General features: G+C 38.2%; 26 protein-coding genes. 11 read left to right on the forward strand and 15 right to left on the reverse strand.

Annotation, left to right across the window (positions count from 1 at the left end; genetic code table 11):
* Positions 1-95: 95 nt before the first annotated feature.
* Entirely contained in the window at positions 96-902 is an 807-nt protein-coding gene (locus DUT70_RS00250; protein ID WP_113645253.1) for a M48 family metallopeptidase, read from the forward strand.
* Between the two features lie 37 nt (positions 903-939).
* On the opposite strand, the gene DUT70_RS00255 is transcribed toward DUT70_RS00250, so the two are convergent.
* Complete coding sequence (locus tag DUT70_RS00255; protein ID WP_113645254.1) at positions 940-2193, reverse strand: anthranilate synthase component I family protein; 1254 nt, start codon at positions 2191-2193, stop codon at positions 940-942.
* 88 nt (positions 2194-2281) lie between these two features.
* Here DUT70_RS00255 and DUT70_RS00260 point away from each other — a divergent pair, with 88 nt between their 5' ends.
* Positions 2282-2875, forward strand: a complete 594-nt coding sequence (locus DUT70_RS00260; protein WP_113645255.1) for a hypothetical protein — start codon at positions 2282-2284, stop codon at positions 2873-2875.
* A 56-nt stretch (positions 2876-2931) separates the two neighbouring features.
* Here the strand turns inward: DUT70_RS00260 and DUT70_RS00265 are convergent, their stop codons facing one another.
* From DUT70_RS00265 to DUT70_RS00280, 4 genes are all read right to left on the reverse strand, one after another.
* A complete protein-coding gene (locus DUT70_RS00265) occupies positions 2932-4209 on the reverse strand; it encodes an adenylosuccinate synthase (protein ID WP_113645256.1) in 1278 nt (425 codons plus the stop codon).
* A 37-nt stretch (positions 4210-4246) separates the two neighbouring features.
* Entirely contained in the window at positions 4247-4726 is a 480-nt protein-coding gene (locus DUT70_RS00270) for a Fur family transcriptional regulator (RefSeq protein WP_113645257.1), read from the reverse strand.
* A 186-nt stretch (positions 4727-4912) separates the two neighbouring features.
* Positions 4913-5305: a four helix bundle protein gene (locus tag DUT70_RS00275; RefSeq protein ID WP_113645258.1), complete on the reverse strand. Its 393-nt coding sequence runs from the start codon at positions 5303-5305 to the stop codon at positions 4913-4915.
* Positions 5306-5336: 31 nt separating this feature from the next.
* Positions 5337-7547, reverse strand: a complete 2211-nt coding sequence (locus tag DUT70_RS00280) for a RelA/SpoT family protein (RefSeq protein WP_113645259.1) — start codon at positions 7545-7547, stop codon at positions 5337-5339.
* Positions 7548-7657: 110 nt separating this feature from the next.
* Here DUT70_RS00280 and DUT70_RS00285 point away from each other — a divergent pair, with 110 nt between their 5' ends.
* From DUT70_RS00285 to DUT70_RS00300, 4 genes are all read left to right on the forward strand, one after another.
* Positions 7658-8275 (forward strand): DUF4294 domain-containing protein, encoded by a 618-nt coding sequence (locus DUT70_RS00285; RefSeq protein WP_113645260.1) that lies wholly within the window; start codon positions 7658-7660, stop codon positions 8273-8275.
* 10 nt (positions 8276-8285) lie between these two features.
* Entirely contained in the window at positions 8286-8789 is a 504-nt protein-coding gene (locus DUT70_RS00290) for a glutathione peroxidase (RefSeq protein ID WP_113645261.1), read from the forward strand.
* Positions 8790-8869: 80 nt separating this feature from the next.
* Positions 8870-9586, forward strand: a complete 717-nt coding sequence (gene bshB1 / locus DUT70_RS00295; RefSeq protein ID WP_113645262.1) for a bacillithiol biosynthesis deacetylase BshB1 — start codon at positions 8870-8872, stop codon at positions 9584-9586.
* A 106-nt stretch (positions 9587-9692) separates the two neighbouring features.
* A complete protein-coding gene (locus tag DUT70_RS00300) occupies positions 9693-11054 on the forward strand; it encodes an acyl-CoA dehydrogenase family protein (RefSeq protein WP_113646512.1) in 1362 nt (453 codons plus the stop codon).
* A gap of 101 nt (positions 11055-11155) precedes the next feature.
* On the opposite strand, the gene DUT70_RS00305 is transcribed toward DUT70_RS00300, so the two are convergent.
* The 4 genes from DUT70_RS00305 to DUT70_RS00320 form a co-directional block, all read right to left on the reverse strand.
* Positions 11156-11560 (reverse strand): hypothetical protein, encoded by a 405-nt coding sequence (locus DUT70_RS00305; protein WP_113645263.1) that lies wholly within the window; start codon positions 11558-11560, stop codon positions 11156-11158.
* A 208-nt stretch (positions 11561-11768) separates the two neighbouring features.
* Positions 11769-13100, reverse strand: a complete 1332-nt coding sequence (gene lat, locus DUT70_RS00310; protein ID WP_113645264.1) for an L-lysine 6-transaminase — start codon at positions 13098-13100, stop codon at positions 11769-11771.
* Between the two features lie 168 nt (positions 13101-13268).
* A complete protein-coding gene (locus DUT70_RS00315) occupies positions 13269-14132 on the reverse strand; it encodes a 1-aminocyclopropane-1-carboxylate deaminase/D-cysteine desulfhydrase (RefSeq protein ID WP_113645265.1) in 864 nt (287 codons plus the stop codon).
* A gap of 52 nt (positions 14133-14184) precedes the next feature.
* Positions 14185-15198: a DUF6588 family protein gene (locus tag DUT70_RS00320; protein ID WP_113645266.1), complete on the reverse strand. Its 1014-nt coding sequence runs from the start codon at positions 15196-15198 to the stop codon at positions 14185-14187.
* Positions 15199-15384: 186 nt separating this feature from the next.
* Between DUT70_RS00320 and DUT70_RS00325 the strand changes: the two genes are divergently transcribed.
* The 3 genes from DUT70_RS00325 to DUT70_RS00335 all read left to right on the forward strand — a co-directional run bounded on the left by DUT70_RS00325 (position 15385) and on the right by DUT70_RS00335 (position 18105).
* Entirely contained in the window at positions 15385-16419 is a 1035-nt protein-coding gene (locus DUT70_RS00325) for an RluA family pseudouridine synthase (RefSeq protein WP_113645267.1), read from the forward strand.
* The gene (locus tag DUT70_RS00330) at positions 16420-17256 is read left to right on the forward strand and encodes an aminotransferase class IV (RefSeq protein WP_113645268.1); all 837 of its coding nucleotides are present in this window, start codon (positions 16420-16422) and stop codon (positions 17254-17256) included.
* Between the two features lie 114 nt (positions 17257-17370).
* Entirely contained in the window at positions 17371-18105 is a 735-nt protein-coding gene (locus tag DUT70_RS00335) for a hypothetical protein (protein WP_113645269.1), read from the forward strand.
* A gap of 53 nt (positions 18106-18158) precedes the next feature.
* On the opposite strand, the gene fmt is transcribed toward DUT70_RS00335, so the two are convergent.
* Positions 18159-19067 (reverse strand): methionyl-tRNA formyltransferase, encoded by a 909-nt coding sequence (gene fmt, locus DUT70_RS00340; RefSeq protein ID WP_113645270.1) that lies wholly within the window; start codon positions 19065-19067, stop codon positions 18159-18161.
* A 90-nt stretch (positions 19068-19157) separates the two neighbouring features.
* A complete protein-coding gene (smpB, locus tag DUT70_RS00345) occupies positions 19158-19607 on the reverse strand; it encodes an SsrA-binding protein SmpB (protein WP_113645271.1) in 450 nt (149 codons plus the stop codon).
* A gap of 218 nt (positions 19608-19825) precedes the next feature.
* On the opposite strand from smpB, the gene DUT70_RS00350 reads away from it, so the two are divergent.
* Complete coding sequence (locus tag DUT70_RS00350; RefSeq protein WP_113645272.1) at positions 19826-22096, forward strand: TonB-dependent receptor; 2271 nt, start codon at positions 19826-19828, stop codon at positions 22094-22096.
* An 89-nt stretch (positions 22097-22185) separates the two neighbouring features.
* Here DUT70_RS00350 and DUT70_RS00355 read toward each other — a convergent pair whose 3' ends face one another.
* From DUT70_RS00355 to DUT70_RS00365, 3 genes are all read right to left on the reverse strand, one after another.
* The gene (locus DUT70_RS00355) at positions 22186-22647 is read right to left on the reverse strand and encodes a GyrI-like domain-containing protein (RefSeq protein WP_240431985.1); all 462 of its coding nucleotides are present in this window, start codon (positions 22645-22647) and stop codon (positions 22186-22188) included.
* A gap of 472 nt (positions 22648-23119) precedes the next feature.
* Positions 23120-24982 (reverse strand): Nramp family divalent metal transporter, encoded by a 1863-nt coding sequence (locus DUT70_RS00360; protein WP_113645273.1) that lies wholly within the window; start codon positions 24980-24982, stop codon positions 23120-23122.
* Positions 24982-25635, reverse strand: a complete 654-nt coding sequence (locus DUT70_RS00365; RefSeq protein ID WP_113645274.1) for a metal-dependent transcriptional regulator — start codon at positions 25633-25635, stop codon at positions 24982-24984. The genes DUT70_RS00360 and DUT70_RS00365 overlap by 1 nt, the downstream gene beginning before the upstream one ends.
* A gap of 139 nt (positions 25636-25774) precedes the next feature.
* On the opposite strand from DUT70_RS00365, the gene DUT70_RS00370 reads away from it, so the two are divergent.
* Positions 25775-26245, forward strand: coding sequence for an Lrp/AsnC family transcriptional regulator (locus DUT70_RS00370; RefSeq protein WP_097127375.1), 471 nt, complete (start codon positions 25775-25777; stop codon positions 26243-26245).
* Between the two features lie 33 nt (positions 26246-26278).
* Here the strand turns inward: DUT70_RS00370 and DUT70_RS00375 are convergent, their stop codons facing one another.
* Complete coding sequence (locus DUT70_RS00375; protein WP_113645275.1) at positions 26279-26695, reverse strand: GxxExxY protein; 417 nt, start codon at positions 26693-26695, stop codon at positions 26279-26281.
* Positions 26696-26792: the final 97 nt, after the last annotated feature.

Genomic DNA, 26792 nt, shown 5'->3' on the forward strand with positions numbered 1-26792 from the left:
AAATCAACCATTAAATAGTTATGCTTTGGGTTAAGACAAATGCGTGAAACCCTTGCGATATCACGGTTTCATTGCCCAAATAAAAATATAAACAGATGAAAAAAACAATGCTTTTTGGAGTGGCAACGGCATTACTTGCCATCTCATCATGCTCTACAGTGCCTTTAACTGGCCGTAGTAGATTAAGTTTGGTAGATGAAAGCCAGTTACAGCAACAAGCCGCTATTGGTTATGCACAATTGTTGAGCGATCCTCAAACCAAAGTCGTTACTTCAAACAATGCCAATGCAGCAATGGTGAAACGCGTTGGGCAAAAGATAGCTGCGGCAGTAACTCAATACATGAACCAGAATGGTTATGGGGATCAAATTAAAAACTACAAATGGGAGTATAATTTGATTGATAGTAAAGAAATCAATGCTTGGTGTATGCCTGGTGGTAAAATTGCGGTTTATACAGGTATTTTGCCAGTCACAAAAGACGAGGCTGGATTAGCTACCGTAATGGGGCATGAGGTTGCTCATGCGATTGCACAACACTCTGCAGAAAGAGCGTCGCAAATGACGGTTGCACAAGGTTTGGGTGCTGCGGTAGGCGTAGCCAGTGCTAACTCAAAATATTCACAATATATTAATGCTGCTTATGGTATTGGTGGACAGCTTACTATTTTAAGCTACGGCAGAAATCAGGAGTTAGAAGCAGATAAAATGGGCTTGTCTTTTATGGCAATGGCAGGATATAACCCAAATAATGCTGTTGCTTTTTGGCAAAGAATGGCACAAGCGAGTGCAGGTTCTCAAAAGCCGCCCGCTTTTTTAAGTACGCACCCTACAGATCAAGCTCGTATTGCACAAATACAAAGAGATTTGCCAGCGGCAATGAAATACTATAAAGGAAAGTAATGCCTTGAATTAGCTAATTGGTCGATGGGCTAGTTAGCTAATTTTTTAATATGCTCATTATTGCCGATGCCTTCAATAGGCATTCTTCATATTCTTTTTCGCTTTCTGATTGATAAGTAATAGCGCCGCCAACTTGAAAGGAAAGGTACTTGTTCGTAGCGTTATAAAGGATACTTCTGATCACTACACTAAAATCAAAATCACCGTTAGGACTAATATAACCTATCGAGCCTGAATAAACTCCACGTTTACTCACTTCATATTGATCAATGAGTTGCATGGCTCGCAACTTTGGAGCGCCTGTCATAGAGCCCATTGGGAAAGTATTTTTAATGGCGTCTACAAAATGTAAATTACTTGAAAGTTCGCAACTAATGCTCGAAATCATTTGATGTACTTGCGGGAAACTATAAATGCCAAAAAGCTCATCAACTTTTACGGTTCCTTTTACGGCACTTTTGGTGAGGTCATTTCTAACCAAATCAACAATCATCACATTTTCGGCCTGTTCCTTTTCGCTGTTTCTAAGTGCGGTTTTGATCTGGTGATCTTCCGTGGGGTTTTCACTTCTTTTGGCCGTTCCTTTAATGGGTTGAGAAGTGAGTTGACGACCATTTTTCGCTAAAAACCGTTCTGGCGTAGCCGATAAAACAAATTGGTCTCTAATTTTAAGGAAACCAGAAAATGGGGTAGGAGAAACGGCTTTGAGTTTATTGTATACCAATAAAGGGTCTATTTCAGCATGGTCATCAAAAAATTCTTGGCAAAAATTCATTTCATAAACATCGCCACGCTTGATATGCTGCTTGATGCTTTCCAGTTTATCTAGGTAAGCTTGTTTGCTTAACCTATTTTTGATGTTTACAGGTGCAGTCAGCGATTCTTCTGCTATTTTAAGTTGAAGGATTTCATCTACAACAGTTTGTTCTCCTTTAAGGACACTGATTTGACTGTCCTTAATGGAAATAAGGTATTGCGGAACGAAAAAATATAAATCGGGAAAGTTCAGTAAATCTGTTTTTGGATCTTCCAGTACCTCTACTTCATTTTTTAGATCATAGCTGAGCAAGCCAAACATCCAATCTTGATGTTGCTCTACAAAAGTTTTTAAGGCAGAAAAAGCTTGGCCCACGCTTGCAAACAACTCTTCCTTTACGCCGAAAGCGATTAAGCAATCGTGCTTGCCATATTTATCAGAATAATGGTGCGAATCTAAATAACTGCAAACTTCAAAACTAGCGGCGTATTGAAGTGCTTTCTGTTTAAAAACCTGAATTTGGGTAGGATTCATCTTTATGCTGCAAAGTTAAAAATGTAAAATGAAGCTTGGTTATTATTTGAAATTAATATCTTGGCAAATCAATTATTAAATCGATTTTATGAGAAAAAAAATGTTAACGCTCTATGTTTTGTTGGGAGCTGCGTTTGTGGTAAAAGCTCAAAATACTAATCAAGGCTACCATGATTTTACAGTGTATAGGACTACCAAAGGCAGTGCAGAGGGTATTGCAAAGATGAAGACGTTGTTGCAGCAACAAGATCAACTTAGTCCTAAGCAGGTAACTAACGTACAGTATCATTTGGGGAGAATGCATGAGGAGATAGGCGATGCTGAAAACGCCCTTTTGTATTATGAACAATCGCTGAAAGGGGAAGCTAATTACACCGTTTTGCGTAGAGCTTTAGGGTTTATCTATTTGAGTAAAACCAAAGCATACGTCAAGCAAATGAATGAGGCTAGTGCTGCTAAGGATGCTGTGGCAAATGCCAATGCTTTTTCAAAATACAAAGAAATGGTTTTAAAGGCACTTCCACATTTGGAAAAGTATCAAGCTTGTGAACCAGATGAAGAAACACTCAATATTATTACTAACCTCTACAAAAGCATCAAAGATCAACAATCGATTGCTAGTTTGCCTAATCGGTTGAAAACGATGGAAGGGAATTGTGTAACCCTTTTGGATGACGAATAAACCAAAAATCCCGTTGCGATTAGCAACGGGATTTTTTGATGAAGATCAACTTTATTTTATTTCAAAGTTAACGTTTGTGTTCTATCTGGGCCAACTGATAAATATTTGATTGGCACTTCTAATTCTTTTTCTAAGAACTCAATGTACGATTTTAATTGTGCAGGAATTTGATCTAAAGAAGTGATCTTTGTCAAATCTGTTTTCCAACCTTCTATCGCTTTTAATACAGGTGTTGGTTGTACCGTGATGATGTCATATGGCATGTAGTCAATGGTTTGTCCATCGTGCTCGTAATGTGTACAAGCGTAAATCGTATCAAAACCATCCAATACATCAGCTTTCATCATGATTAATTCGGTTACCCCATTTAACATGATAGCATATTTCAATGCGGGAATATCAATCCAACCGCAACGACGAGCTCTGCCAGTAGTTGCGCCAAACTCATGACCTACCGCACGTAAAGTTTCGCCAGTTTCATCAGACAATTCGGTAGGGAACGGGCCACCACCAACTCTGGTGCAATATGCTTTAAAAATTCCGTAAACATCGCCAACCTTATTAGGAGCAATACCTAAACCAGTACAAGCACCAGCAGTGGTTGTATTAGATGAAGTTACAAATGGGTATGAACCAAAATCAACATCTAATAAAGTGCCTTGAGCACCTTCTGCCAATACTTTCTTGCCTTCTTTTAAGTAGCCATTTACAAAATGTTCGCTGTCTACGTGAGGAATAGATTTGATGAATTCGATAGCTTCAAAAAATGCAGCTTCTTTTTCCGTTAAATCGTACTCAAACTCGTAATGAGAAAGGATTTCTTTGTGTTTTTGTACCAGCTTCTCATATCTTTCCTTGAAATCAGGAAGGGTAGTATCACCCACCCGGATACCATTACGGCCAGTTTTGTCCATATAAGTAGGACCAATGCCTTTTAAGGTAGAACCAATTTTACCTGCGCCCATTTTCTGCTCATTTGCAGCATCCAATAATTGATGAGTAGGTAAAATTAAGTGAGCTTTACGAGCTAGTACTAATTTCCCAGCACCTACTGGATCTTGACCAGCAGCTTTTAGGTTGTCTAATTCTCTTTTTAAAATGATTGGGTCAATAACTACACCATTACCAATAAGGTTCATGGTTTTGTCGTTGAAAATCCCAGAAGGGATGGTATTTAGAACGAATTTTTTGCCATCAAATTCTAGCGTATGTCCAGCATTTGGTCCGCCTTGAAAACGGGCAATTAAATCATATTGTGGGCTAAGAACGTCAACAATTTTTCCTTTACCTTCATCGCCCCATTGCAGGCCTAGTAGTACATCTACTTGCGTCATTATTTTAAATTAAGAGAATAAGATTGGTTATATGTAATTAATTAGTTTGTGCTTTGTTTTTGATGGTTGCAGCAGCACTGCAATCAAAACACACTCCATAGAGGTTTAAAGAATGGTGTTTGATGTCGAATTTCAAAAGGTCGCCAACCATGCTTTGGATTTGACCAATACGTGGATCGCAAAATTCTACCACTTTACCACAGTCAATACAAATTACGTGGTCATGTTGGTGGTAACCATACGACTTTTCGAACTGCGCCATGTTTTTACCAAATTGGTGTTTGGTAACCAAATCACATGAAACCAATAACTCCAATGTGTTGTAAACAGTTGCTCTACTTACGCGGTATTTTTGGTTTTTCATGTGGATATAGAGGGTCTCCACATCAAAATGATCGTCTCTTGAATAGATTTCTTCTAAAATGGCGAAACGCTCAGGGGTTTTTCTTAAGTTTTTGTTTTCGAGATAGGCTTCGAAAATCTTTCTTACCAACTCGCTTGTGTTCTGTTCAGACATAGTTTTTAAACTCCACTCAAAGGTAACTAATTGATTTCACACATTAAACGATTTGAGGGATTTATGTTGATAAATTACGTTATTGTTAAATTGTTTTGACGAAAGACTTAAAATGATTAATTGTAAATGGTGAATGATTAATGTTTAGAAAAGCATCTGGTAAACTTGTCTGTCATTAACAATTAATCATTGACCATTAACCGTTATTAGCCATTGTTTTGATTGATGTTTGTTTTGGTGGTTTTTATGATAGAGGTAATACAGTTTTATGATTTCAGTTGCATCTAAACATATACTTTCAAATTGTTCATGGGTAAGGTAGTCGGTCTCTTTTAGGAGTTCTAGCCAATAGATTGTTTCATTAATTTCTTTTTGAGCAATTCCCATTTTATGCTTAAAATCTACCTTTGTTTCGGCGTGCTCTGCTTCACGAACCATCGCACCAACACTTGTTCCCGAACGCAGCAATTGCTTGCTCAAAACAAATTCCTTTTTTTGAGCTTGTAAATATTGATAGAGTTTCACAACACGAACGGAAAACTTGAAACTCTTATCTCTTACGATATTCTCCTTCGCCATTGATCACTAATCATTAACCATTAACAATTGTTTAAGCGTCAAACCTTGTCACTCCCGTAACGCCTTTTACTTCCAATAGGTTTTTAATCAGGTTGTCCAAATGCTCTTTGTCATTCACAAATACTTTGATAGAACCATCGAAAATACCATCATTGGTATCAACCGTAATGGAACGCATGTTTACTTTAAAATCGTTAGAAATTACTTTGGTAATGTTGTTGATCAAACCTACATCATCGATACCTACAATGTGCAATCCAGTAAGGAAGGTCAACTCATGCTGGCGATTCCATTTGGCTTTTACTACCCTGTAACCATAATTAGCCATCAGCTGTGCTGCGTTTGGACAATTCGTACGGTGTATTTTAATGCCTTCGTTAACGGTTACAAAACCAAAAACGTCATCCCCAGGAATTGGGTTACAGCAAGCGGCAAGAGTGTAGTCAATTTTCTGAAGATCTTCGCCGATTAGCAAGATATCAGATTCTGGCCCTTTTACCTTCTTCAGTAAAGCATCTATACGCTCATTGTCGCTAACTTTTTCGGTACCTCTGTTTTCAATTTCTTTTTCGCTGGCTACGTATTCCCTTAAATCTTTAAGTTCAATTTTGCCTTGCGCTACCGCGATGAACAAATCTTGAGTAGACTGTAGTTTGAAGAAATAGCTGATTTTGTTGAGGTTATCGGTATTGTAAGTTATTTTAAGCGATTTAAGCTTACGTTCCAATAACTCTTTTCCTTCCTCTGCAATTTTGCGTTTTTCTTCTTTCAGAGAAGACTTGATTTTCGACTTTGCTTTTGCAGTAACTACAATGCTCAGCCAATCTTCTTTAGGGGTTTGCTTGCTCGAAGTGATGATTTCTACCTGATCGCCATTTTGCAGTTTGTATGACAAGGGCACCAATTTGTGGTTCACTTTAGCCCCAATACATTTAGCGCCAATATCGGTGTGGATCTCGAACGCAAAATCTAAAGCTGTAGCACCCAATGGAAGTTGCAACAAGGCACCTTTAGGCGTAAAAATGAAAATTTCATCAGAGAAAAGGTTCATTTTAAAGTCGTCCAGGAAATCCAATGCATTCGATTCAGGATTGCTTAGCATTTCCCTCACCTTTTGGATCCATTGGTCGAGACCATTATCATTAGTGCTCTCCTTGTATTTCCAGTGCGCCGCAAAACCCTTCTCAGCAATCTCATTCATCCGCTGTGTACGTATCTGCACCTCAACCCACTGTCCTTTTGGTCCCATTACTGTGGTATGTAAGGATTCGTATCCATTACCTTTTGGAGAAGAAACCCAATCGCGTAAACGATCAGGGTTAGGACGATATAAATCAGTTACAATCGAATAAGCTTTCCAACAATCGGCTTTTTCGCTTTCTGGTGGACTATCCAAAATAATTCTGATGGCAAAAAGATCATACACTTCCTCAAAAGGAATGTTCTTTTTCTTCATTTTATTCCATATTGAGTGGATCGATTTTGGACGGCCGTAAACATTTGCAGTAAGTCCTTGTTCAGCTAAAATATCATTGATAGGTTCAACGAACGATTTGATAAAAGCATTTCTTTCTGCTTTTTTCTCATTCAATTGAGTCGCAATGTATTTGTAAGTGTCAGGCTCCAAATATTTCATGGATAAGTCTTCTAACTCAGATTTGATGGCATAAAGACCTAAACGATGCGCCAAAGGAGCATACAGATAAATCGTTTCGGAAGCAATTTTCAACTGTTTGTGACGAGGCATGAAATCCATCGTACGCATGTTGTGCAACCTGTCTGCTAATTTGATCAAAATCACCCTTACATCGTCTGCAAGCGTGAGCAGCATCTTTCTGAAATTCTCCGCTTGTAAGGAACTATTGGTGTCGAAAACACCTGATATTTTGGTTAATCCATCGATGATTTTAGCTGTTTTTTTGCCAAATTCACGCTCAATATCTTCTAGGGTGATGTCGGTATCCTCCACTACATCGTGCAAAAGTGCACACACAATAGATGTGGTCCCTAATCCAATTTCTTCTGCAGCAATTTGGGCCACCGCAATAGGGTGGTATATGTAAGGCTCGCCAGATTTGCGACGCATGTCTTTATGGCTCTCTAAAGCCATGTCAAAAGCCTTCCGTATTTCCTTTTTGTCGCCTCGTTGAAGGGTTGATTTACAGGCACGTAGCAATGCCCTATACCTTTTTAGTATTTCTTTTTTCTCGGCTTCTAGATCTATCACTAATGCGTTCTTCATTTGTATTTTCTAGGTAAAATTATAATGTATTTAAACTATAAAATGCTATATTGGGTTGTAGTTAAAGCGAATGAGTAAAAATAGCTTTAACTTTGAACAGGCATAAATTTATGAAATTTTATCGTTTTTTTGCTCTTTCAATTGTCATCATTGCTGGTTTTAGCGCAAAGGCTCAAGACAGCACGGCAAAAGCTATTTGGCCAAAGTTGGGCAAAAATGATACCATTAGGGTAGCTGCTACCAACGATGGCGGATACATGATTCCGTGGATTGGCTTAAACGAAGTAGTGATTGTTGGACAACGTATTTGGAAGTCGCCGCAAGAACAGATGGCTTACAACAGGTTGAGATATAATGTGCTGAAAGTGATGCCTTATGCCTTATTTGCCAAGCGCAGGTACGAAAAACTAGAGCGGGATTTAGCACTGGTTGGTGATAAAAAAGAACAAAAGCGTTTGATCAAAGAATGTGATAACGAAATAAAAAAAATGTTTAATACCGAAATAAAGGAATTAACCATTACACAGGGACAAATATTAACTAAATTAATTGATAGAGAAGTAGGAAGAACCACTTACGATATTGTGAAGCAGACAAAGGGTAAATTTGCAGCTTTTTCATATCAACTGGTTGCAAGAGTAGTAGGTCACAATTTAAAAAATACCTACAGCGTTGAAGAAGATAGAGATATCGAATCCATTATTAGAGGCTCCGGCTACTATCAGTAAGTTTGAGAAAATGAATTTAAAACCAACAGTGTATCCGTTCAAGGCTCGCCTGATCAACGGAACAGAAAAAAACTTGGCCGACTATGATGGTAAAGTATTGTTGATTGTGAACACGGCTTCAGGCTGTGGTTTCACTCCCCAATTGAAAGATCTACAGCAAATCAGAGATGAATTTTCCGATCAAGGTTTTGAAATTTTAGGGTTTCCTTCCAATGATTTTGGAAAGCAGGAGCCTTTGGATGGAAAGGCGATCAATGAGTTTTGCGAAGTCAATTACGGCGTACAATTCCCCATATTTGATAAAATCATGGTAAGAGGTAAGGAAGCTCATCCCTTATTCAAGTTTTTGGCTGATAAAAAACTGAACGGAAATGTGACGTCTACACCACGTTGGAATTTCCACAAATATCTCATCAATAAAAAAGGCGAAGTAGTGGAGTATTTCTTTCCTTTTACTAAGCCAACTTCTTCTAAAGTGAAGAAAAAAATTCAACGTCTTTTAAACGAGAAATGAGAAAATGATGGAGTAGGTAAGTGATAGAGTTATAAAATGTCATTCACTCATTCAAAATTCAGTCATTTAAAACTAATCATATGAAATTAGATTTATTGGTTTTGGCCGTGCACCCCGACGATGCAGAATTGGGATGTTCTGGGACCATTATTAAACATATAGCACAAGGAAAAAAGGTAGGCATTATTGATTTTACGCAGGGCGAGTTAGGTACAAGAGGGACTATTGAAACTCGTGCGGCCGAAGCGGAAGCTTCTTCTAAAATAATGGGATTGCATGCTAGAGAGAATATTCAAATTAGAGATGGTTTCTTTAAAAATGATGAACAGCATCAATTAGAAGTGGTGAAGATGGTTCGTAAATACCAACCTGAAATTGTTTTGACCAATGCTTTGTATGATCGTCACCCTGATCATGGCAGAGCATCTGAATTGGCAAATGATGCGATTTTCCTTTCAGGTTTAAGGAAAGTACCAACTCATTTGGAAGGGGTTGAACAGCAACCTTGGCGACCTCGTTTGGTTTTACAGTATATTCAAGACACCTACATTAAGCCAGATATTATTGTAGATATTTCTGAGCAGATGGAGCAAAAGATTGAAGCCATTAGAGCTTTCAAAACGCAGTTTGATAGCCCAGGCGAAGATGAACCCCAAACTTACATTTCAACCCCAGGGTTTCTGCAGTCTGTGATTGCACGAGCAAGAGAAATGGGTAAAAATATTGGTGCGGAGTATGGTGAAGGTTTTACTTCTAGAAAACTTTTAGGGGTGGATAATTTATTTGATTTAAGATAGAAATGCTGCAATAGCCAACAATTTTGGCCATTTATTGTTGTTTGAAGTATAGAAAAAGCCATTAATGGTTTTTGATTTTTTAACTTTCTACTTTAAACTTAAAAAAATGGCCAATCTATTTTCCTCTTTAAAAAACGCTTACCAACTCTTTAAAAGCGTAGATTTTCAAAAATTGGATGCACTTTCCAAAAAGGTGGACCTGCCAAAAATGGTAGAGACGATTTCTAGTCTCGACGATAAGCAGCTTCAAGGAATGATGAAAATGATGGGTGGCAACTCTCGTAAAAAGGAATTACCACCAATTGAAGGGGATTTTTATCAGTTGGGTGAAGAGGCCCTTAACGAAGAAGACAGAGCGCTACAACTGAAAGTACGTACCTTTCTAGAAAAAGAAGTAAAACCTATTGTCAATCATTATTGGAACAGAGCAGAATTTCCTTTCGAAATCATCCCTAAACTTGCAGAACTTAACATTTGTGGCTTAACTTATAAAGGTTATGGCTGTCCAGGCAAATCTAACTTGATGGAAGGGATTTTGGCCATGGAAATGGCTCGTATCGATACCTCGTTGTCTACCTTTTTTGGTGTTCAAAGTGGCTTGGCCATGGGCTCTATCTACATTTGCGGTTCTGAAGAACAGAAGCAAAAATGGTTGCCATTAATGCAGAAATTTGAGGTGATTGGTGCCTTTGGTTTAACAGAGCCCGAAGTAGGCTCGGCTGCGGCTGGCGGGTTAACCACTACCTGCAAAAAGGTTGGTGATGAATGGGTGTTAAACGGTCAGAAGAAATGGATAGGGAATGCAACCTTTGCCGATATTTTGATCATATGGGCGCGTGACGAAGATAGTGGCGAAGTGAAAGGATTTATTGTAAAAAAGGATAATCCAGGATTTGCCGTAGAAAAAATGGAAAATAAAATGGCGCTGCGTATTGTTCAGAATGGTTTAATCACTTTAACCAACTGTAAAGTTGTAGAAAGTGATCGACTACAAAATGCAAACTCATTTAAAGATACAGCTAAGGTGTTGCAAATGACTAGGGCGGGAGTAGCTTGGCAAGCTGTAGGTTGTGCTCGCGGGGCTTACGAAAATGCCCTTGATTACACGCGTACTCGTAAGCAATTTGGGAAGCCAATTGCTTCTTTCCAATTGATACAAAATCATTTGGTTGAAATGCTGTCTAATTTAACCGCTATGCAGACGCTTTGTTTCCGTTTATCACAATTACAAGATCAAGGTTTGTTGAAGGATGAGCATGCCTCTTTGGCTAAAGTATTTTGTTCGCTTCGTACCAGAGATGTGGTAAGTAAAGCAAGAGAAGTAATGGGAGGTAACGGAATTCTGTTGGAATATAATGTGGCCCGTTTTGTGGCAGATGCTGAAGCCATTTATTCTTATGAAGGCACCAAAGAAATCAATACGTTGATTGTTGGTAGAGCGATTACTGGCTTTTCTGCATTTGTTTAGGCTTATTTAGACTTACGAAGTTTCCAAAACTTCGTAAGTCTGGCAATAGTGCCGTCATTGCGAGCTTTCGAAGCAATCTTTAAGCTAGCTCAAAAACATAACTATTTAAACGGCCATTTGAGTAATCCAACATTTCCCATGGCACTTTTTTCGTACAGCGCAAAGCAATTTTGATTGAAATCTGCATCAAAATTAACATCACCAGGAGAAAGCTTGGTAGGCGCTTCTTTACCTTCTAAAAAATAATAAACTTTAGTGTTGCCATATTTGGTATGTGGCATTAAATCGCCATAAGCTTGTAATTGGGCAGCGGTGGTATCTTTTACCGTAACCGAGTAAATGCGCTGTACAGGACCTGTATTGTTTTCATTTCGATAGCTGGCTATTTCTTTAAATCCGCCTTTCAAATCTTCAATACCCGATTGGGTAAAGGTATCTTTAAGCATCCAGCCGATAAGGAAAATAACTAATACTGCAATAAAAAACTTAGTGCCAACTTTTTTCATGCTCCGAAATTAGCTCAAATAAGCACTTGTTTTGTTGTTGGGAAGTCAGGAAATAATAAACCGTCATTTCGAACGAAGAATGAGGAGAATTGAAAATCAACGGAGTTAAATCTAGCGATTGGTTAAATTAATAACCTACTCAAATTGGTTTCTCAATTTCAAACGTGTCACTCGAAATGACGGCTAGTTCATTTTTTATCTGAGGTAACTATAGTTGGGGCAGTATTTTGCGCATCACTTCAATTCCTTCATCAATATGATGTTTTTCGATGCATAAAGCTGGTCTAAAGCGAATCGTTTGATTACCACAACCTAAAAACATCACGTTGTTAGCCATCCCTTTTTCGATAAACTTGTTGCGCATCTCTTTTTCGGGGAAATCGAAAGAACACAATAAGCCTCTGCCACGTACATTGCTCATTTTTTCGTATTCATTGGCAAGTGTTTGAAGTTGGTTTTTGAGATAATCACCTAAATGAGCAGCATTATCACATAATTTATCTTCTTCTACGATATTTAAAATTTGTGTAGAACGAACCATGTCAACCAAGTTTCCACCCCAAGTGGAGTTGATCCGAGAAGGGACGTTGAAAACATTTCCTTCTACCTCATCAACCTTGTTGCCTACTAAAATACCACAGATTTGCATCTTCTTTCCAAAGGCAACAATATCTGGTCTGGCTTTTTCGCTAAAATGTTGGTGGCACCAGAATTTTCCAGTTAAACCCACACCTGTTTGTACTTCGTCGTAAATCAAGAAAGCCTCGTTTTCATCAGCCAGTTGGCGAAGTTGAATTAAGAACTCCTCTCTGATATGGTTATCGCCACCTTCGGACTGAATTGGTTCAATAATGATAGCACAAATGTCATCTTTATTGTCAGCAAAAGCTTGTTTGATTTGAGCAATAGAGGCTGCCTCGGTTTCCTGGGCCACGTTTAAATTATCACCACTTAGCGGGAATTTAACTTGTGGTGTGCTTACCCTAGGCCAATCAAATTTGGCAAACCATTTGGTTTTATCAGGTAATGTATTGGTTAAGCTTAAGGTATAACCACTACGACCGTGAAAGGCTTTTTCGAAGTGGAGTACTTTAAAACCTTTTTCTTCTTTATAGCCCTTTTTGAAATTCTTCTGCACTTTCCAGTCCATGGCTACTTTAAGCGCATTCTCTATGGCTAAGGCTCCACCAGCAATAAAAAAAGCATGGGGCAAATAATCTGGAATGCCTACTCGAGAGAAAGTTTTTACAAATTCAGCATATTGTTGGGTATAAACATCCGAATTGGAAGGGTTGGCCAGGGCCGCTAAAAATAGGTTGTGTTTAAAGGCTTCGTCGTTCACCATTTTGGGATGGTTGTAGCCCAAAGGAACGGAAGCGAAACAAGTAAAGAAATCTAGTAGTTTACGATCATATTTTGAATCGTAAATGTAGGCTCCGTTACTTTTTTCCATGTCATAGGTAAGATCGTAACCATCGGCAAGAATATGTTTTTTAAGAGCTTGTTTAACCTCACTAGGAGCAACGCTTAGTTGATACATAAATTTAAGTTTTGGTATATCTCAAATTTAGATAAATAGGCCAAATTATCAAATTTAGGCGGTTTTTGAACTCTGAGTCTAAAAACTAGGTTTAAACAGTTTAAACTTAGTTTTTGCCTGAAACTTTAACAATAATTAAAAAATGTGGAAAAAATATTTTGATAAAATTTAGCTGAACTGGTCAATTTTTCCCAAAATTCCGAAGATTCCGCCAGTATGAAGCATTAAAACTTTGGCATCTTTCTTAATTATTCCTTTTTCTATTAAATCAAAGATAGCATAACACATTTTAGAAGTATAAATTGGATCTAGTAGAATACCTGTGCTACTTGTAAAGTCTTTAATGAAATTAATAAGTTCAGGAGTTGTTTTGGCATAACCGCCAAAGTGATAATCAGTATGTAGCTGTAACTTGTTGAGATCACTTTCATACATCGCTATTTCATCGCTAATAAATTCGCCTCCCTTTAAAACTGGAATAACATGGAGAGTGGTCTGTAATTGAAGCTTATTGATTCCTTTTAATAATCCAGCGGCAGTAGTTCCAGTTCCCGCAGCGCAAAATATATGATCAAAACCCTCTTTCAGCTCCTCAATAATCTCTGCGCAACCAATCAAAGCTTCTTTACTTGCGCCGCCTTCGTTCACAAAATAGACATTGCTGTCATTAGCGTAGTGTTCTTCAAATAAAGCTTCTTTGTGCTGATAACTTTGTCTGTCAATAAAACGGAGCTGCATGCCAAAGAGTTTACATAGTGTAAGCATGGGGTTACTTACCTCTTCACCACGAACAAATGCGGTAGCTTTTAAATGATTTTTTGCGGTAGCGGCTGCGATAGCTAGTAAATGGTTGGAATAAGCTCCACCAAAGGTAATGAGGTGCTTTTTGTTTTTTTCAGCAGCGTCTTGCAAGATATATTTTAGCTTTCGCCATTTATTGCCCGAAACGAAAGGGTCTATCAAATCATCTCGTTTAACGAAAAGGGATTTTCCTCGAAAGGAAACCTGATGTATGGGACTGGGCAATAGCATAAAATAAAAAAGCTTCCCCAAAGAGAAGCTTTTTTATGCTTTTTTGAAAATTTTAATTACCTATTCCAAAGCCAATACCTGCATTTACATAACCATATTTAGCTTGGGTATACGACCCATATAACCTAAAGAAGGCTAAGTGTAGCTGAAAACCTAATGAGGCTTTCATACCGCTAACATCCGTTCTCTTGATCTCAAAAGGATTAGTATAAGTCTGGCTAGGATCTGTATCGTCAAAACTATAAGTTCCCAAAGCTCTAATGTGGGTGTTAGATTTGTTGTAGCCAAGGCTAAAGAACGGGGTGAACATCGCTATTTTCTTAGAGATGATCGCATCCACACTAACACCTTTTAACTTTACATCAATGTTCTGGTTAGGGTTAGGATTTTGACCTACTTCCAATGGGATATTCCATTTGAGTTGTGTGTAACCAAAGGCAACCGCTAAATCGAAAGGAAGCATTTTTCCTGTTTTGCCCAAAACTAAAGGCAATACCTCTACTTTAGCACCCACACCAAAAAGATCAACTTTTCCAAAATCGCTTAAATCGATGGTAGGCGTGTAGCGCACAGATACGTCTATGTTCTTAGGAAGACCTACCGTTAATTGAACTTGAGGAGCTGGTACCAAACCAACGCCAATACCTTCAGGTAAGTTAAATTGTTTAGATGGATTATTGCCTACTTGCATTCTAGTGCCGTCTTGCTCTGGTCCAGCAATGGTAGGTGTATTTACATTAGAGCCCGCTACAGGAGCCATACTGGTAAGTCCCAATTTGGTCACATCAAATGTCTTGTCGCTTGAAGGGACAAAGGCACCAGAAGCGGTGATCCTTAAATCAAAGCGTAAAAAGTTTTTTGCTTTTGCAGAAGTGTACCACATTGAATTTAAGCCTAAACCAAATCCAGTAGTTGCAGGTAAGAGGTAAGCACCAGCTAATTTTCCAGCATCCGCTGGAGTTCCTTTAAAAACGCCACCAACCTCATCTTGCGCCATTAAATTAAAAGGCAATAAAAAAGCGCTAAGAACAATTGTGTTTCTTAGCGCTCGAAATTTTTTTTCCATGTTTATTTGTTTGATTTTCAGACACGAAAATATATTTTTCTAATTAAATAAGGAAAAAAATTTATTACAATTCTGAGGTTTTGAGTAAAGATTTTCATACGCACAACTTAATTTCTACACCTACACTACAATAAATAAGCCAATTTGTTTTCAAATAATGTCGATTTGATAATTTATTTTTGCAGCATGGAAAATTTCGCAATAGGGCAAGAGGAAGAGGAACAGGATTTGTTTGAGCATTTTAATATTGTCGTTGATAAAGGACAGTCGCTATTACGAATTGACAAGTTTTTGATGCACCGCATAGAACATGCTTCTAGAAATAGGATACAAAATGCTATTGATGCAGGCAATGTATTGGTGAATAAGCAAATGATTAAGGCGAGCTATAAAGTGAAGCCTCTGGATGAAATTTCCATTGTTTATGCTCAGCCACCTCGTGATACAGAGGTTTACCCAGAGGATATTCCTTTGGATATTGTTTATGAGGATGATGACCTGCTAGTAGTGAATAAACCAGCGGGTATGGTAGTGCACCCAGGTTATAATAATTATACGGGGACTTTAGTAAACGCATTGGCTTTTCACTTTGATCAATTACCTACTTTACCTGGTAATGATGGTCGACCAGGTTTGGTACATCGTATAGATAAGGATACTTCGGGGCTGTTGTTGATCAGTAAAAACGAAATCACCATGACTAAATTGGCGAAACAGTTTTTTGACCACAGTATTAATCGTAAATACCTTGCTTTGGCTTGGGGAGATATTGAAAATGATGGTAGAATAGAAGGGTACATCGGACGTAGTATGAAAAATCGTATTATTCAAGATGTGTATGATGATGAAGAAAAAGGCAAGTGGTCAGTAACGAATTATCAAGTACTGGAGCGATTGAATTACGTTACTTTGGTGAGCTGCCAATTGGAGACGGGACGTACACATCAAATTAGAGCGCACATGAAGCATATTGGTCATCCGCTTTTTAATGACGCGAATTATGGCGGAGATAAGATTTTAAAAGGAACTACGTTCTCTAAATACAAGCAATTTGTGACCAATTGTTTCGACATCATGCCGCGTCAGGCTTTACATGCGAAAACTTTGGGCTTTATACATCCGACTACGAAACAATATATGGAGTTTGAGGCACCTTTGCCAGCAGATTTTGATGCGGTTTTAACCAAATGGCGTAATTACCTAGTACAACCTCAATCGTAGATGCCGCAATATATTTTATTTAACGACCAGTTTTATGAGAGTGATGCACCACTTTTGCAAGCCCAAAACAGAGGCTTCAAATTTGGGGATGGCTTGTTTGAATCGATGCGGATGTGCGGTGGAAAATTGAAATTCCCTGAACTTCATGCGGATAGGCTGCATGCGGGCATGAAGACGCTCAAAATGGACGGCTATACTTTATTGGACGAGTACTTTTTAAAGCAAAAAGCAACCGAATTAGCAAAGAAGAATAAAATTAATGGCAATGCTCGTCTGCGTTTAACCATATATCGCAACGGAGAGGGCCTTTATACCCCACAAAGCAATAAAGTGGGGTATTTATTGGAGGCATCAGCCTTACCCAATGCCGAATATGAGTTAAATGCCAAGGGTTTGATTATTGATGTGTATGATGAAATCCCTAAACCGATCAATAAGCTTTCAAACTATAAAACCACCAATGCCTTGTTGTATGTAATGGCAGGGTTATACCAAAAGCGCTACAGTTTGGATGAAGCTCTGTTACTTAACCAAAATGGTTTCCTTTGCGAAAGCACCAGTTCGAATGTTTTTGTGGTGTATCAAGGACAAATTTATACTCCCGCACTTTCTGAAGGTTGCGTGGCTGGTGTGATGAGGAATGTAGTGATGAAACTGGCTAAACAACACCAATTGCCATTGATAGAAGCACAAATTAATCCACAGATATTAAATGAAGCTGAAGAGGTTTTTGTAACCAATGCAGTTAGCGGTATCAGATGGGTGATGGGCTATGGCAGAAAACGTTACTTTAATGAAGTCGCCAAAGCCTTGAGCGCCAAATTAAACTTGCTGTAAATTTCATAGCATTTAGTTTTATCGCCAATAAATTACATTATTGTTTGTTTTTTAGTGGATTTTTCAGAGTAAAATTTTTGTATCTTGTTTTTACACACACAAATGTAAATCGATATGAAAAAACTACTCATGATCGTCATGGCATGCTATGCCCTGAACGCTCGTTCGCAAACGGACGAATCCAGAAATTTTATTTACCTCAATTCCGATTCTGTAATTCATGCAGATAGGATCAGATTACGAACCGATTTTGGAGGTTCTTTGGTGTTAAGGGCCGATTCCAGAAGGGTTCCTCTGGAACAGGTGAAATTCTTTAACAATGAAGATGGCTTTTTTGCGAATACTCGAAAGACCAACCTTTTTGCTGGCAACTCTTTTTCGGAAAGGATTGTGAAAGGAAAAATTAACCTTTACCAAGAGGTAGCCTATGATCCTGTACCTTATGAATTGGGCTATCATCGATTTAGAGACAGAGCGCCACGTGCCATTTCAACTAGCATGTTCTATAACAAAGGCTTTTCAGATGTGAAAAAAGTAAGTTATGCTAGTTTAAAAATGGATATGGCCGACAATCCCGAAAGTCTTGATTTTTTAGAGAGCTATAGAAAAGGCAAGCAAGCGGGAACCGTTTTTTACGTCGCTGCGGGTGCAGCAATTGTCGCTGGTTTGGTCAATTTCGCCATTGCAGGCAATAATCAAAATTTTTCCATAAGTAGTTTTGAAAGAAGCTATTTGGGAAGCCTTTTGTTGATTGGGGCAGGTGCTGGTTTAAGTTTAGCAGGTTACCTAAAGCAAGCTTCTGCTAATAGAGAAATAGAAAAAGCGATAGATGCTTATAATCGTAACTAAATCTTAAATGGATTAAGGTGCCCTATAATAATTGGGGGCACCTTATTGTATTGTTAAAGTCTAACGCCTCTTAAAAATTCGTCAACCAGCATTCTTTTTTTGCCTTCAAGTTGTAATTCCAACAATTTGATATATCCATTATTGCTGGCAAATTTCAAGAAAGTCTTTCCATCTGTTTCATATTCTCCAGCATTTACGGTGGGAGTAACATTTTCCTTTTCCACCTTGAAAATTTTTAACGTCTTATCGTTTAAAAATGTAAATGCAGTAGGGTATGGGCTTAAACCTCTGATGTGATTAAACACGGTTTGGTTATCTTGATTCCAATTGACCTCACAAAAATCCTTGAAAATTTTCGGGGCCATTTTCAGTTCGGTATTCATGGGCTGCGGCACCTCTTGATAATTGCCGCTTTCAATGGCCTTAACCGTTTTCACGATCAGTCCCGCTCCAATGTTCATCAACTTATCGTGTAGTGTGCCAGCCGTATCATCCTCTGTAATTGGTGTGCTTTCTGAAAAAATCACGTCACCCGTATCAATTTCTTGTTTTAGGAAAAACGTAGTGACCCCGCTTTCTTTTTCTCCGTTAATAATGGCATGATTGATTGGTGCAGCGCCTCGGTATTGAGGCAATAAAGAGCCATGGAGGTTAATGGTTCCCTTTTTAGGCATATTCCAAACCACTTCGGGTAGCATTCTAAAAGCTACTACCACCTGCAAATCTGCATTTAAAGCCTGTAGTTCTTCAATAAATGCGGGGTCTTTGAGCTTCAAAGGCTGAAGAACTTTTAATCCGTGTTCAATGGCATATTTTTTAACGGCACTTTCACTTAACTTTTGACCACGACCAGCAGGTTTATCGGCTGCTGTGACTACACCTACAATATCAAATCCCGCATTTTTGAGCGCATCTAAAGAGGCTACTGCAAAATCAGGCGTACCCATAAAAACTATTTTCATGTTTGTCTTAATTACTGGATGATGGAATTTTGAATGATTGAATAAGAGAATGGTGAAATCATCGCATGCTCCAATTAAGTCATTATCAAATTAAAACTTCATTGCTCGGTCTAACTCCCGTTTACTTTCTCTTTCCTTAATCGTATCGCGTTTGTCAAATTCCTTTTTACCTTGAGCTAAAGCTATTTCTATCTTGGCAAAACCGCGTTCATTGATGAAAATGCGCAAAGGGACAATGGTAAAACCTTTTTCTTCCCCTTTTAGTCTTAATTTCCTTAACTCCTTTTTCTGTAGTAATAGCACTCGGTCACGCTTAATATCATGATGATAAAAAGAGCTGTGGCTATATTCAGAAATATGGAGGTTACGAATGTAAAGGCTATTGTTAATGAACATGCAAAAGGCATCGGTTAGATTAGCCTTCCCTTGTCTAATTGATTTTATCTCGGTGCCAAGCAAAGCAATGCCTGCCACATACTTATCTAAAATGTGGTAGTCAAAATATGCTCGCTTATTCTTTATCTGTATATCGTTAGGCATAACTGCAAATATCAACAATTGTGGGCTATAAGTAACAGCATCTTTTAATATTTGTTTTAATGCAATAGTGTTGCATTTTTAAATGCTAATCCTATATTTGCAATAGTGTTGCGTTTGTAGCTGTTTTTAGATTTTTTTAATTTTATTATGTTGTTTTTCTAAACTAATTTTTAGATTTGTCTAAAATTATATTTTTGTATAGCTAACCCATTTTCAAAATGAAGAATATTTTACTTTTTCTTGCTGTTTTATTGTTGTTTTCAAAAGCTAACGCTCAGGATATTGTGCTGAAAGGAAAAGTGGAAAGCAATGGCTCGCCAGTGGTAAAGGCCAGCTTGCGTATTTTAGAGTTACAGCGCTCTTCACAGACGGATGCCGAAGGAAATTTCGGTTTTGTGGCTCTCAATGCTGGTAAATATCAAATCAGAATATCTGCATTAGGTTATCAAACACAGGTAAATACTGTTCAGGTACTGTCGGATACTGTATTACATTTCGATTTGGTAGAACAAAAGGAAAACTTGCGGGAAGTAGTGGTTACTGGAACACAAAAGGAGGTCAATCGTTTGGAAAGTCCAGTGCCCGTAGAGATTTATACCGCCAAGTTTTTTCAGAAAAATCCTACCCCAAGTATTTTCGATGCTTTGCAGAATATCAACGGCGTTCGTCCACAGCTTAATTGTAATATCTGCAATACTGGAGATATCCATATCAACGGTTTGGAAGGCCCATATACCATGGTGATGATTGACGGAATGCCTATTGTCAGCAGCTTATCTACGGTTTATGGTTTGTCAGGCATTCCAAATTCGCTGGTGGAAAGAATAGAGATCGTGAAAGGCCCTGCATCTTCCTTGTACGGTAGTGAAGCGGTAGGTGGGTTGATCAACATCATTACCAAAGAGGTAGGTAAGGCCTCCAAATTTACCGCTGATTTAATGACCACTAGCTATTTGGAGCATAATATTGATTTAGGTTTTAAAGCCCGTTTGTCTCCGAAGGTAAGTTTTTTAACTGGGGTGAATTATTTTAAATATGGAAACAAGGTAGATGATAATCATGATGGCTTTACGGATGTAACACTGCAAGATAGGATTTCGATTTTTCAGAAATGGAACTTTAATAGGCGGGAAAATAGGCTGTTTTCTTTAGCGGGAAGGTTTTTGTATGAAGATAGATGGGGTGGAGAAATGAACTGGACAAAACAGTATAGGGGAGGGAATGAAGTATATGGCGAAAGTATCTATACCAAACGTTTTGAATTGCTGGGGAACTACCAATTGCCATTAAAGGAAAAGATGTTTTTGGCCTTTTCTTTAACGAGCCATAACCAGGATAGCAGGTATGGGGAGACTTCTTACATTGCCAAACAGAATATTGCATTTTCGCAGTTGACTTGGGATAAAAAAATAGGTAGCCACGACCTACTTTTTGGTACGGCTTTCCGTTATACTTATTACGATGACAATACCCCAGCTACGATTCTGGCCAATCAAAACAACCCTGAAAATGTGTATTTGCCAGGGGTATTTGTACAGGATGAGATTAAATTAACCCAAAAGCATTCGGTTTTGCTGGGCATGCGTTACGACTACCATTCTACACACGGAAATATCTTTACGCCTCGATTTGCTTATAAAATCAATTTTGATGAAACCAGTATCCTAAGATTAAATGCTGGAACTGGATTTCGGGTGGTCAATATTTTTACGGAAGATCATGCGGCGTTAACCGGGGCTAGGGAAGTGGTGATAGAAGAGAATTTGAAACCTGAAAAGAGCTACAACGTGAACCTTAACTATCTTAAAAAATTGCATGATTTAAATGGAAATACTTTCACTTTTGATGTTTCGGCTTTTTACACTCGTTTCAGCAACCGTATTGTAGCTGATTATGAAACCAATACTAATCAAATTAGATACAATAACCTTACTGGTTATGCGGTAAGTAGGGGTTTAACTGGAAATTTTGATGTCACGTTAAATTTTGGACTGAAATTGAATGCTGGGATTACCTTGCAGGATGTAGGTTTGGTACAGAACGGGAACAAAACACAGCAAATATTAACTGAAAAATGGATGGGTACTTGGTCGGTTTCTTATCTTATCAATAAGCTGAATTTGGGAATTGATTATACGGGAAATATTTATGGACCAATGCGATTGCCTTTGTTGAATGATTTGGATCCTCGTCAGCCTTTTTCACCAGTATGGAGTTTACAGAATATCCAATTTACTTATCGTGGGTTTAAAAATTTAGAGGTTTATACGGGTGTAAAAAACCTGCTTAATTTTAAGCCTACCAGAAATAATCCTTTTATTATTGCCCGTGCTAATGATTCTTTCGACAAGCAAGTGCAGTTTGATGCTAACGGAAATGCGATGGCCACGCCAAATAATCCTTATGGTTTAACTTTTGATCCGAGTTATGTTTATGCGCCAAATCAAGGGATAAGGGGTTTTTTCGGACTAAGATATACTTTGAAATAGTTTAGGCGATAAAATTAATTAGTTTTTCCCAGATTGCAATTGAGTAATGAAAACTCAATTAGCAGTCTGGGAATTGTTTTAAAAGTCGGTTATTCTTTTACTGATATAAAAGTTTCTACTTCGGCTTGATCACCCAGATAATATTTTTTTCCGTGGATAGTAAAGTCAAATTTATAGGCTCTATTTAAGGTTTTGTTTTGCCATATTTCCATCCATGTGTTGAAAACGGCTTCGGGCATTTTTCCTTTTGATACAAATTTTTGATAGTTCGCTTTTTCAATGGTTATGCCTACAAACCCTTCGGGGATATTGGCTAATGAATTCACCTGTGATCCGATGATGGTGGTATATGGCCCCGTGTGGTCTGTTTCGTAAGCAGTGTATACGGCGTAGATGTCGTCATTTACTTTGTTAGGAATTTGTTTTTGAATCTCTTCTCCCCAGAACTTCTTCCATAATGTTTCAATGTCTTGGGCTGATTGTCCATTTTGATTGGTAGTTCTTACCGAAATTCCGATGACGTAAAATTGTTGAATGGTTTGTTTTTTCATTGTTTTTGTTTGTGATTGAGCAGTGAAGGGTAAAATTGTAAATGCCGTGAGCATGAACTGATGCAATTTTTTCATTTCCATTTTAATTATTGCATAAAGCTAAAATGGGATAGTGACAGCCCTATGGCAGTGGGTTAAAAAAGTTAAAAAAATAGAAAGTTATTGAATATTAAATTTCAGTCTTTGTATAGCTATGAGATCTTTTACTAACTGTAAAGATTTGTGAAGTTTAGCAGAGAACGCAAAGTTGATAGTGGTAGTTGTATTTGGGATTGCACGCTAAGTTTTGGGCAGTAGCTTTTGTTTGTTAAACCCGATTGTAGTGGAAATACTTTTTGTTGCAGGGAAAAACCTCATAGGTTTCCTTTGGATCATGTGGATAAACCTATGAGGTTTGGGAATTGGCCCAACAAAAAGATTGGAGTGGAAAGCGGGGCTGCCGTAAATAGTTGCTGTTGTATTGCTTTTCTAATTATCTTACAATGAGCACTGGGATATCTACTTTGTGTCTAACTGAATCGACAGTAGTTCCAAAAATTAGGTCTTTAAGGCCTTTGTGCCCATGTGCACCCATTACCAAAAGTTCCAATTTGTTGGTGTTGCTAATTTCGGCGATGGCTTTTGCGGTACCACCAAAACCAATATGCGGCGTAGATTGATAGCCTAATTCAGCCAGGTTCTCTTGGTATTTTTTGAGATTGTCGATATCAGATTGCGTCTCATGGTCCATAACGGTTTTGCCATGGTAGCGTGCCGCCGCGGTTTCTACTACGTGGATAAGGTAATAGTGTGCATCTTTTCCGCCTTGAATTAACGCATGGCGAATGGTTTTCCGATCGTTCTCTGAAAAATCTACGGTAATGCCAATCTTCTCATAATTGATTTTCTCGATTTGACCTATGGCAAGTGCATCACCATGAGGTACATTGCTAATCAACTGTTTTTTACCCACAAACGGATACACAAAAATATAAAGTAATAGCAAGGCAACAAGGATGGCTACTGGCAACACAATGACATAGATATACCAAGCGTTGTTTGATTCTTTTATCCAGCCCCCAATTTCTTCAATTACTAATTTGATGTTTAAGGCTACAATGACCGCTGCACTTAACCAAGCCAAAATTTTCACCCAAAGTTTGATGGTGAATTCCTTCATTTCTTTTTTATCGGAGTTGAGGTGAATGAGCGGAATAATGGCAAAGCCTAGTTGTAAACTTAATACTACCTGACTTAAAATCAGTAAGCCACCTAGGGCGTCATCACCGAAGTAAAGAATGGTGAAAAATGCGGGAACAATAGCTAAAAGGCGAGTAATTAGACGGCGCAGCCAAGGTTGTATCCTTAGGTTTAAGTGACCTTCCATTACAATTTGACCAGCTAAGGTACCTGTTACGGTAGAGCTTTGTCCAGCAGCAATAAGCGCAATGGCGAAGAGGGCAGGGGCCACATCACCGAAAATATTACTCAGTAATTCGTGTGCATCCTGTATTTCGGCCACTTCGTGAAAGCCGTTTTTAAAGAAAGCTGCTGCGGCCAGAATTAAAATGGCGGCATTGACAAAAAAAGCCAAGTTGAGCGCTACAGCAGTATCTATAAAATTGAACTTGATGGCTTCTTTAATTCCTTTGCTGTCTCTCTCGAATTTTCGGGTTTGCACCAATGAGGAATGTAGGTAAAGGTTATGCGGCATTACGGTAGCGCCAATGATACCAATGGCAATATAAAGTGCCTCTCCACCAAGCATTGAGGGTTCAAAACCCTTGGCAATTTCACCTAGGGAAGGCTGAACGATGAACATTTCTGCTAAGAAGGAAATCCCAACGATGAAAACCATGGAAACAATAAACGCTTCCATTTTTCGCATGCCTTTGTTGAGTAGAAATAGTAGTAATACGGTATCGAAAATGGTGATGGATATTCCCCATATTAAAGGGAGCCCGAAAAGTAAGTTTAAACCAATGGCCATCCCAATAATTTCGGCCAAATCGCAGGCGATGATGGCTGTTTGTGCCAAAACGAACAAGGGGAAATTCACCCATTTGGGGTAGGTATTTCGGGATGCTTGTGCTAAATCCAATCCTCTCACAATGCCTAAACGGGCACTTAATGATTGAAGCAGTAGTGCAATCAAATTAGACATGAGGAGCACCCAGATAAGTTGATAGCCAAATTTACTGCCACCTGCAATATCCGTTGCCCAATTACCTGGGTCCATATAACCTACACTTACCAGATAGGCGGGACCTAAAAATGCCAGTATTCTTCTCCAACCTTTTCTTTGATGGGTAGCTACGCTTTGGTGTACTTCGCTTAGGGATTGTTTTTCGGCCATTAGTTCTTCGTGATTAGGATGTGTTTGGCTACTTCTCTACTGATATTTAGTTTTTCCTGCTCTAATAATAATTCTACGGAGCCATCAAATTCTACCACGTCAATTACTTCTACTCGTTTGCCAAGCGTAAGACCCAGTTTTTCTAAATGTTTTAAAAAAGGAGAGGAGTGTTCACTTACTCCTGTGATGTTGCCTTTATCGCCATTTTTAAGCTTACTTAGTTTCACGAAAGTCATTTCAGCGAAATTGCCATTTTTGTCGGGAATGGGGTCGCCATGTGGGTCAACTTTGGGATAATCCAAGAATTCGTCTAGGCGTTCGATGAGTAAGTTAGATTGGATGTGTTCTAATTCTTCGGCTACTTCATGCACCTCGTCCCACTTGAAATTTAATTTGTCTACCAAAAATACTTCCCAAAGCCTATGTTTTCTAACGATGTTAATGGCGGTTAGCTTTCCTTTTTCGGTGAGGGTTACGCCTTGGTACTTTACATAGTGCACCAATTCTTTCTCCGATAACTTTTTAATCATATCCGTTACAGAGGCCGCCTTGGTTTGAATACGATCCGCAATGGCATTGGTTTGCACGGGATGGCTTATTTCCGATAGGTGATAAATGACCTTAAGGTAGTTCTCTTCTGTGTATGATTGCATTTTTGGTTTTCTAATTCTTAATTTAGACAAATCTAAAAATAATTGTATAAAATATTCGCTAATTTTTTACATTAGTTTTAGAATAAAATTTTGTGGATTGCCCTTACTGTTATACCTTTGGGTAATTCAAACAAAACATATGGCACTAGAACTCGACAAGATAGATTTCAAGATTTTGAAGTTGTTGCAAGAAAACGGAAGGATCACCAACCTATTGTTATCGCAAGAAATTGGTCTTTCTCCAGCACCTACTTTAGAGCGAGTAAGAAAACTGGAAATGTCTGGTTATATCAAAAGTTATCATGCTTTGGTTGATGAAGAAAAACTAGGTCTTGGTATCAAGACTTTCATTCAAATTCAGTTAGACTTCCATAAAAACAATACAATCCAGATTTTTTTGGATGAGGTGAACCAAATTAAGGAAGTAACGGAATGCCACCACGTTACTGGTCAGGCAGATTTTCTACTCAAAGTTTATGTAAGCGACATCAAGTCCTACGAGCGTTTGATTATGGATAAAATCAGTAAGATTTCTGTAGTGAAAACTTTCCAAACGATGATGATCATGTCGACAACGAAGAAGGAGCCGATTGTGCCGTTGGAGTACTAGTACTTTTTACCACCTAAGACACCTTAGTTCATCTTAGAGCAAATCTCTATATAATTCATTAACGAAAGTTTTCTTTCCGTTGTGAATAATATTTGTACAATTGAAATTTATAAGTAATCCCTTAGGGACATTAAGCAATTTCATATATGTGAGTATTTGGGCTTCATAGATTGGATGAATAGTTTCTACTGATTTCAATTCCATTATCAAGCAGTTCTCTACCAATAAATCTACTCTTAAAGCGGTGTTTATGCTAACGCCTTTGTATTCTATATCAATGATATGTTCTGAAACATAAAAGATATCTCTTAACTGTAATTCTCTTTCTAGGCAACGGTGGTAGACACTTTCTAATAATCCAGGTCCAAGATTTTTATGGATTTCGATGCATGCACCTGTTACTTCGTATTCCAAAGCGCTGATAAGCTTTTTATTTATGTCGTTTTCCATTAGATATACTTTGAAGATGTATCTAAATATACTAATAGAACGATATATAAAAAACTAAAATGTACTAAGGTGTCTTAGGTGGTTAATTAAATTAGGT

The sequence above is a fragment of the Pedobacter chitinilyticus genome (assembly GCF_003313385.1).
Taxonomy (GTDB): Bacteria; Bacteroidota; Bacteroidia; order Sphingobacteriales; family Sphingobacteriaceae; genus Pedobacter; species Pedobacter chitinilyticus.

Bases quoted from the DNA above. Each gene is read 5' to 3' on its own strand.
- DUT70_RS00360 (WP_113645273.1), bottom strand. From the start codon at position 24,982: ATGGCCGAAAAACAATCCCTAAGCGAAGTACACCAAAGCGTAGCTACC.
- DUT70_RS00290 (WP_113645261.1), top strand. From the start codon at position 8,286: ATGAATTTAAAACCAACAGTGTATCCGTTCAAGGCTCGCCTGATCAAC.
- DUT70_RS00350 (WP_113645272.1), top strand. From the start codon at position 19,826: ATGAAGAATATTTTACTTTTTCTTGCTGTTTTATTGTTGTTTTCAAAA.
- DUT70_RS00265 (WP_113645256.1), bottom strand. From the start codon at position 4,209: ATGACGCAAGTAGATGTACTACTAGGCCTGCAATGGGGCGATGAAGGT.
- DUT70_RS00355 (WP_240431985.1), bottom strand. From the start codon at position 22,647: ATGAAAAAACAAACCATTCAACAATTTTACGTCATCGGAATTTCGGTA.
- bshB1 (WP_113645262.1), top strand. From the start codon at position 8,870: ATGAAATTAGATTTATTGGTTTTGGCCGTGCACCCCGACGATGCAGAA.
- smpB (WP_113645271.1), bottom strand. From the start codon at position 19,607: ATGCCTAACGATATACAGATAAAGAATAAGCGAGCATATTTTGACTAC.
- lat (WP_113645264.1), bottom strand. From the start codon at position 13,100: ATGTATCAACTAAGCGTTGCTCCTAGTGAGGTTAAACAAGCTCTTAAA.
- DUT70_RS00315 (WP_113645265.1), bottom strand. From the start codon at position 14,132: ATGCTATTGCCCAGTCCCATACATCAGGTTTCCTTTCGAGGAAAATCC.
- DUT70_RS00320 (WP_113645266.1), bottom strand. From the start codon at position 15,198: ATGGAAAAAAAATTTCGAGCGCTAAGAAACACAATTGTTCTTAGCGCT.
- DUT70_RS00250 (WP_113645253.1), top strand. From the start codon at position 96: ATGAAAAAAACAATGCTTTTTGGAGTGGCAACGGCATTACTTGCCATC.
- DUT70_RS00305 (WP_113645263.1), bottom strand. From the start codon at position 11,560: ATGAAAAAAGTTGGCACTAAGTTTTTTATTGCAGTATTAGTTATTTTC.
- DUT70_RS00280 (WP_113645259.1), bottom strand. From the start codon at position 7,547: ATGAAGAACGCATTAGTGATAGATCTAGAAGCCGAGAAAAAAGAAATA.
- fmt (WP_113645270.1), bottom strand. From the start codon at position 19,067: ATGAAAATAGTTTTTATGGGTACGCCTGATTTTGCAGTAGCCTCTTTA.
- DUT70_RS00270 (WP_113645257.1), bottom strand. From the start codon at position 4,726: ATGTCTGAACAGAACACAAGCGAGTTGGTAAGAAAGATTTTCGAAGCC.
- DUT70_RS00255 (WP_113645254.1), bottom strand. From the start codon at position 2,193: ATGAATCCTACCCAAATTCAGGTTTTTAAACAGAAAGCACTTCAATAC.
- DUT70_RS00370 (WP_097127375.1), top strand. From the start codon at position 25,775: ATGGCACTAGAACTCGACAAGATAGATTTCAAGATTTTGAAGTTGTTG.
- DUT70_RS00325 (WP_113645267.1), top strand. From the start codon at position 15,385: ATGGAAAATTTCGCAATAGGGCAAGAGGAAGAGGAACAGGATTTGTTT.
- DUT70_RS00330 (WP_113645268.1), top strand. From the start codon at position 16,420: ATGCCGCAATATATTTTATTTAACGACCAGTTTTATGAGAGTGATGCA.
- DUT70_RS00275 (WP_113645258.1), bottom strand. From the start codon at position 5,305: ATGGCGAAGGAGAATATCGTAAGAGATAAGAGTTTCAAGTTTTCCGTT.
- DUT70_RS00375 (WP_113645275.1), bottom strand. From the start codon at position 26,695: ATGGAAAACGACATAAATAAAAAGCTTATCAGCGCTTTGGAATACGAA.
- DUT70_RS00260 (WP_113645255.1), top strand. From the start codon at position 2,282: ATGAGAAAAAAAATGTTAACGCTCTATGTTTTGTTGGGAGCTGCGTTT.
- DUT70_RS00285 (WP_113645260.1), top strand. From the start codon at position 7,658: ATGAAATTTTATCGTTTTTTTGCTCTTTCAATTGTCATCATTGCTGGT.
- DUT70_RS00300 (WP_113646512.1), top strand. From the start codon at position 9,693: ATGGCCAATCTATTTTCCTCTTTAAAAAACGCTTACCAACTCTTTAAA.
- DUT70_RS00365 (WP_113645274.1), bottom strand. From the start codon at position 25,635: ATGCAATCATACACAGAAGAGAACTACCTTAAGGTCATTTATCACCTA.
- DUT70_RS00335 (WP_113645269.1), top strand. From the start codon at position 17,371: ATGAAAAAACTACTCATGATCGTCATGGCATGCTATGCCCTGAACGCT.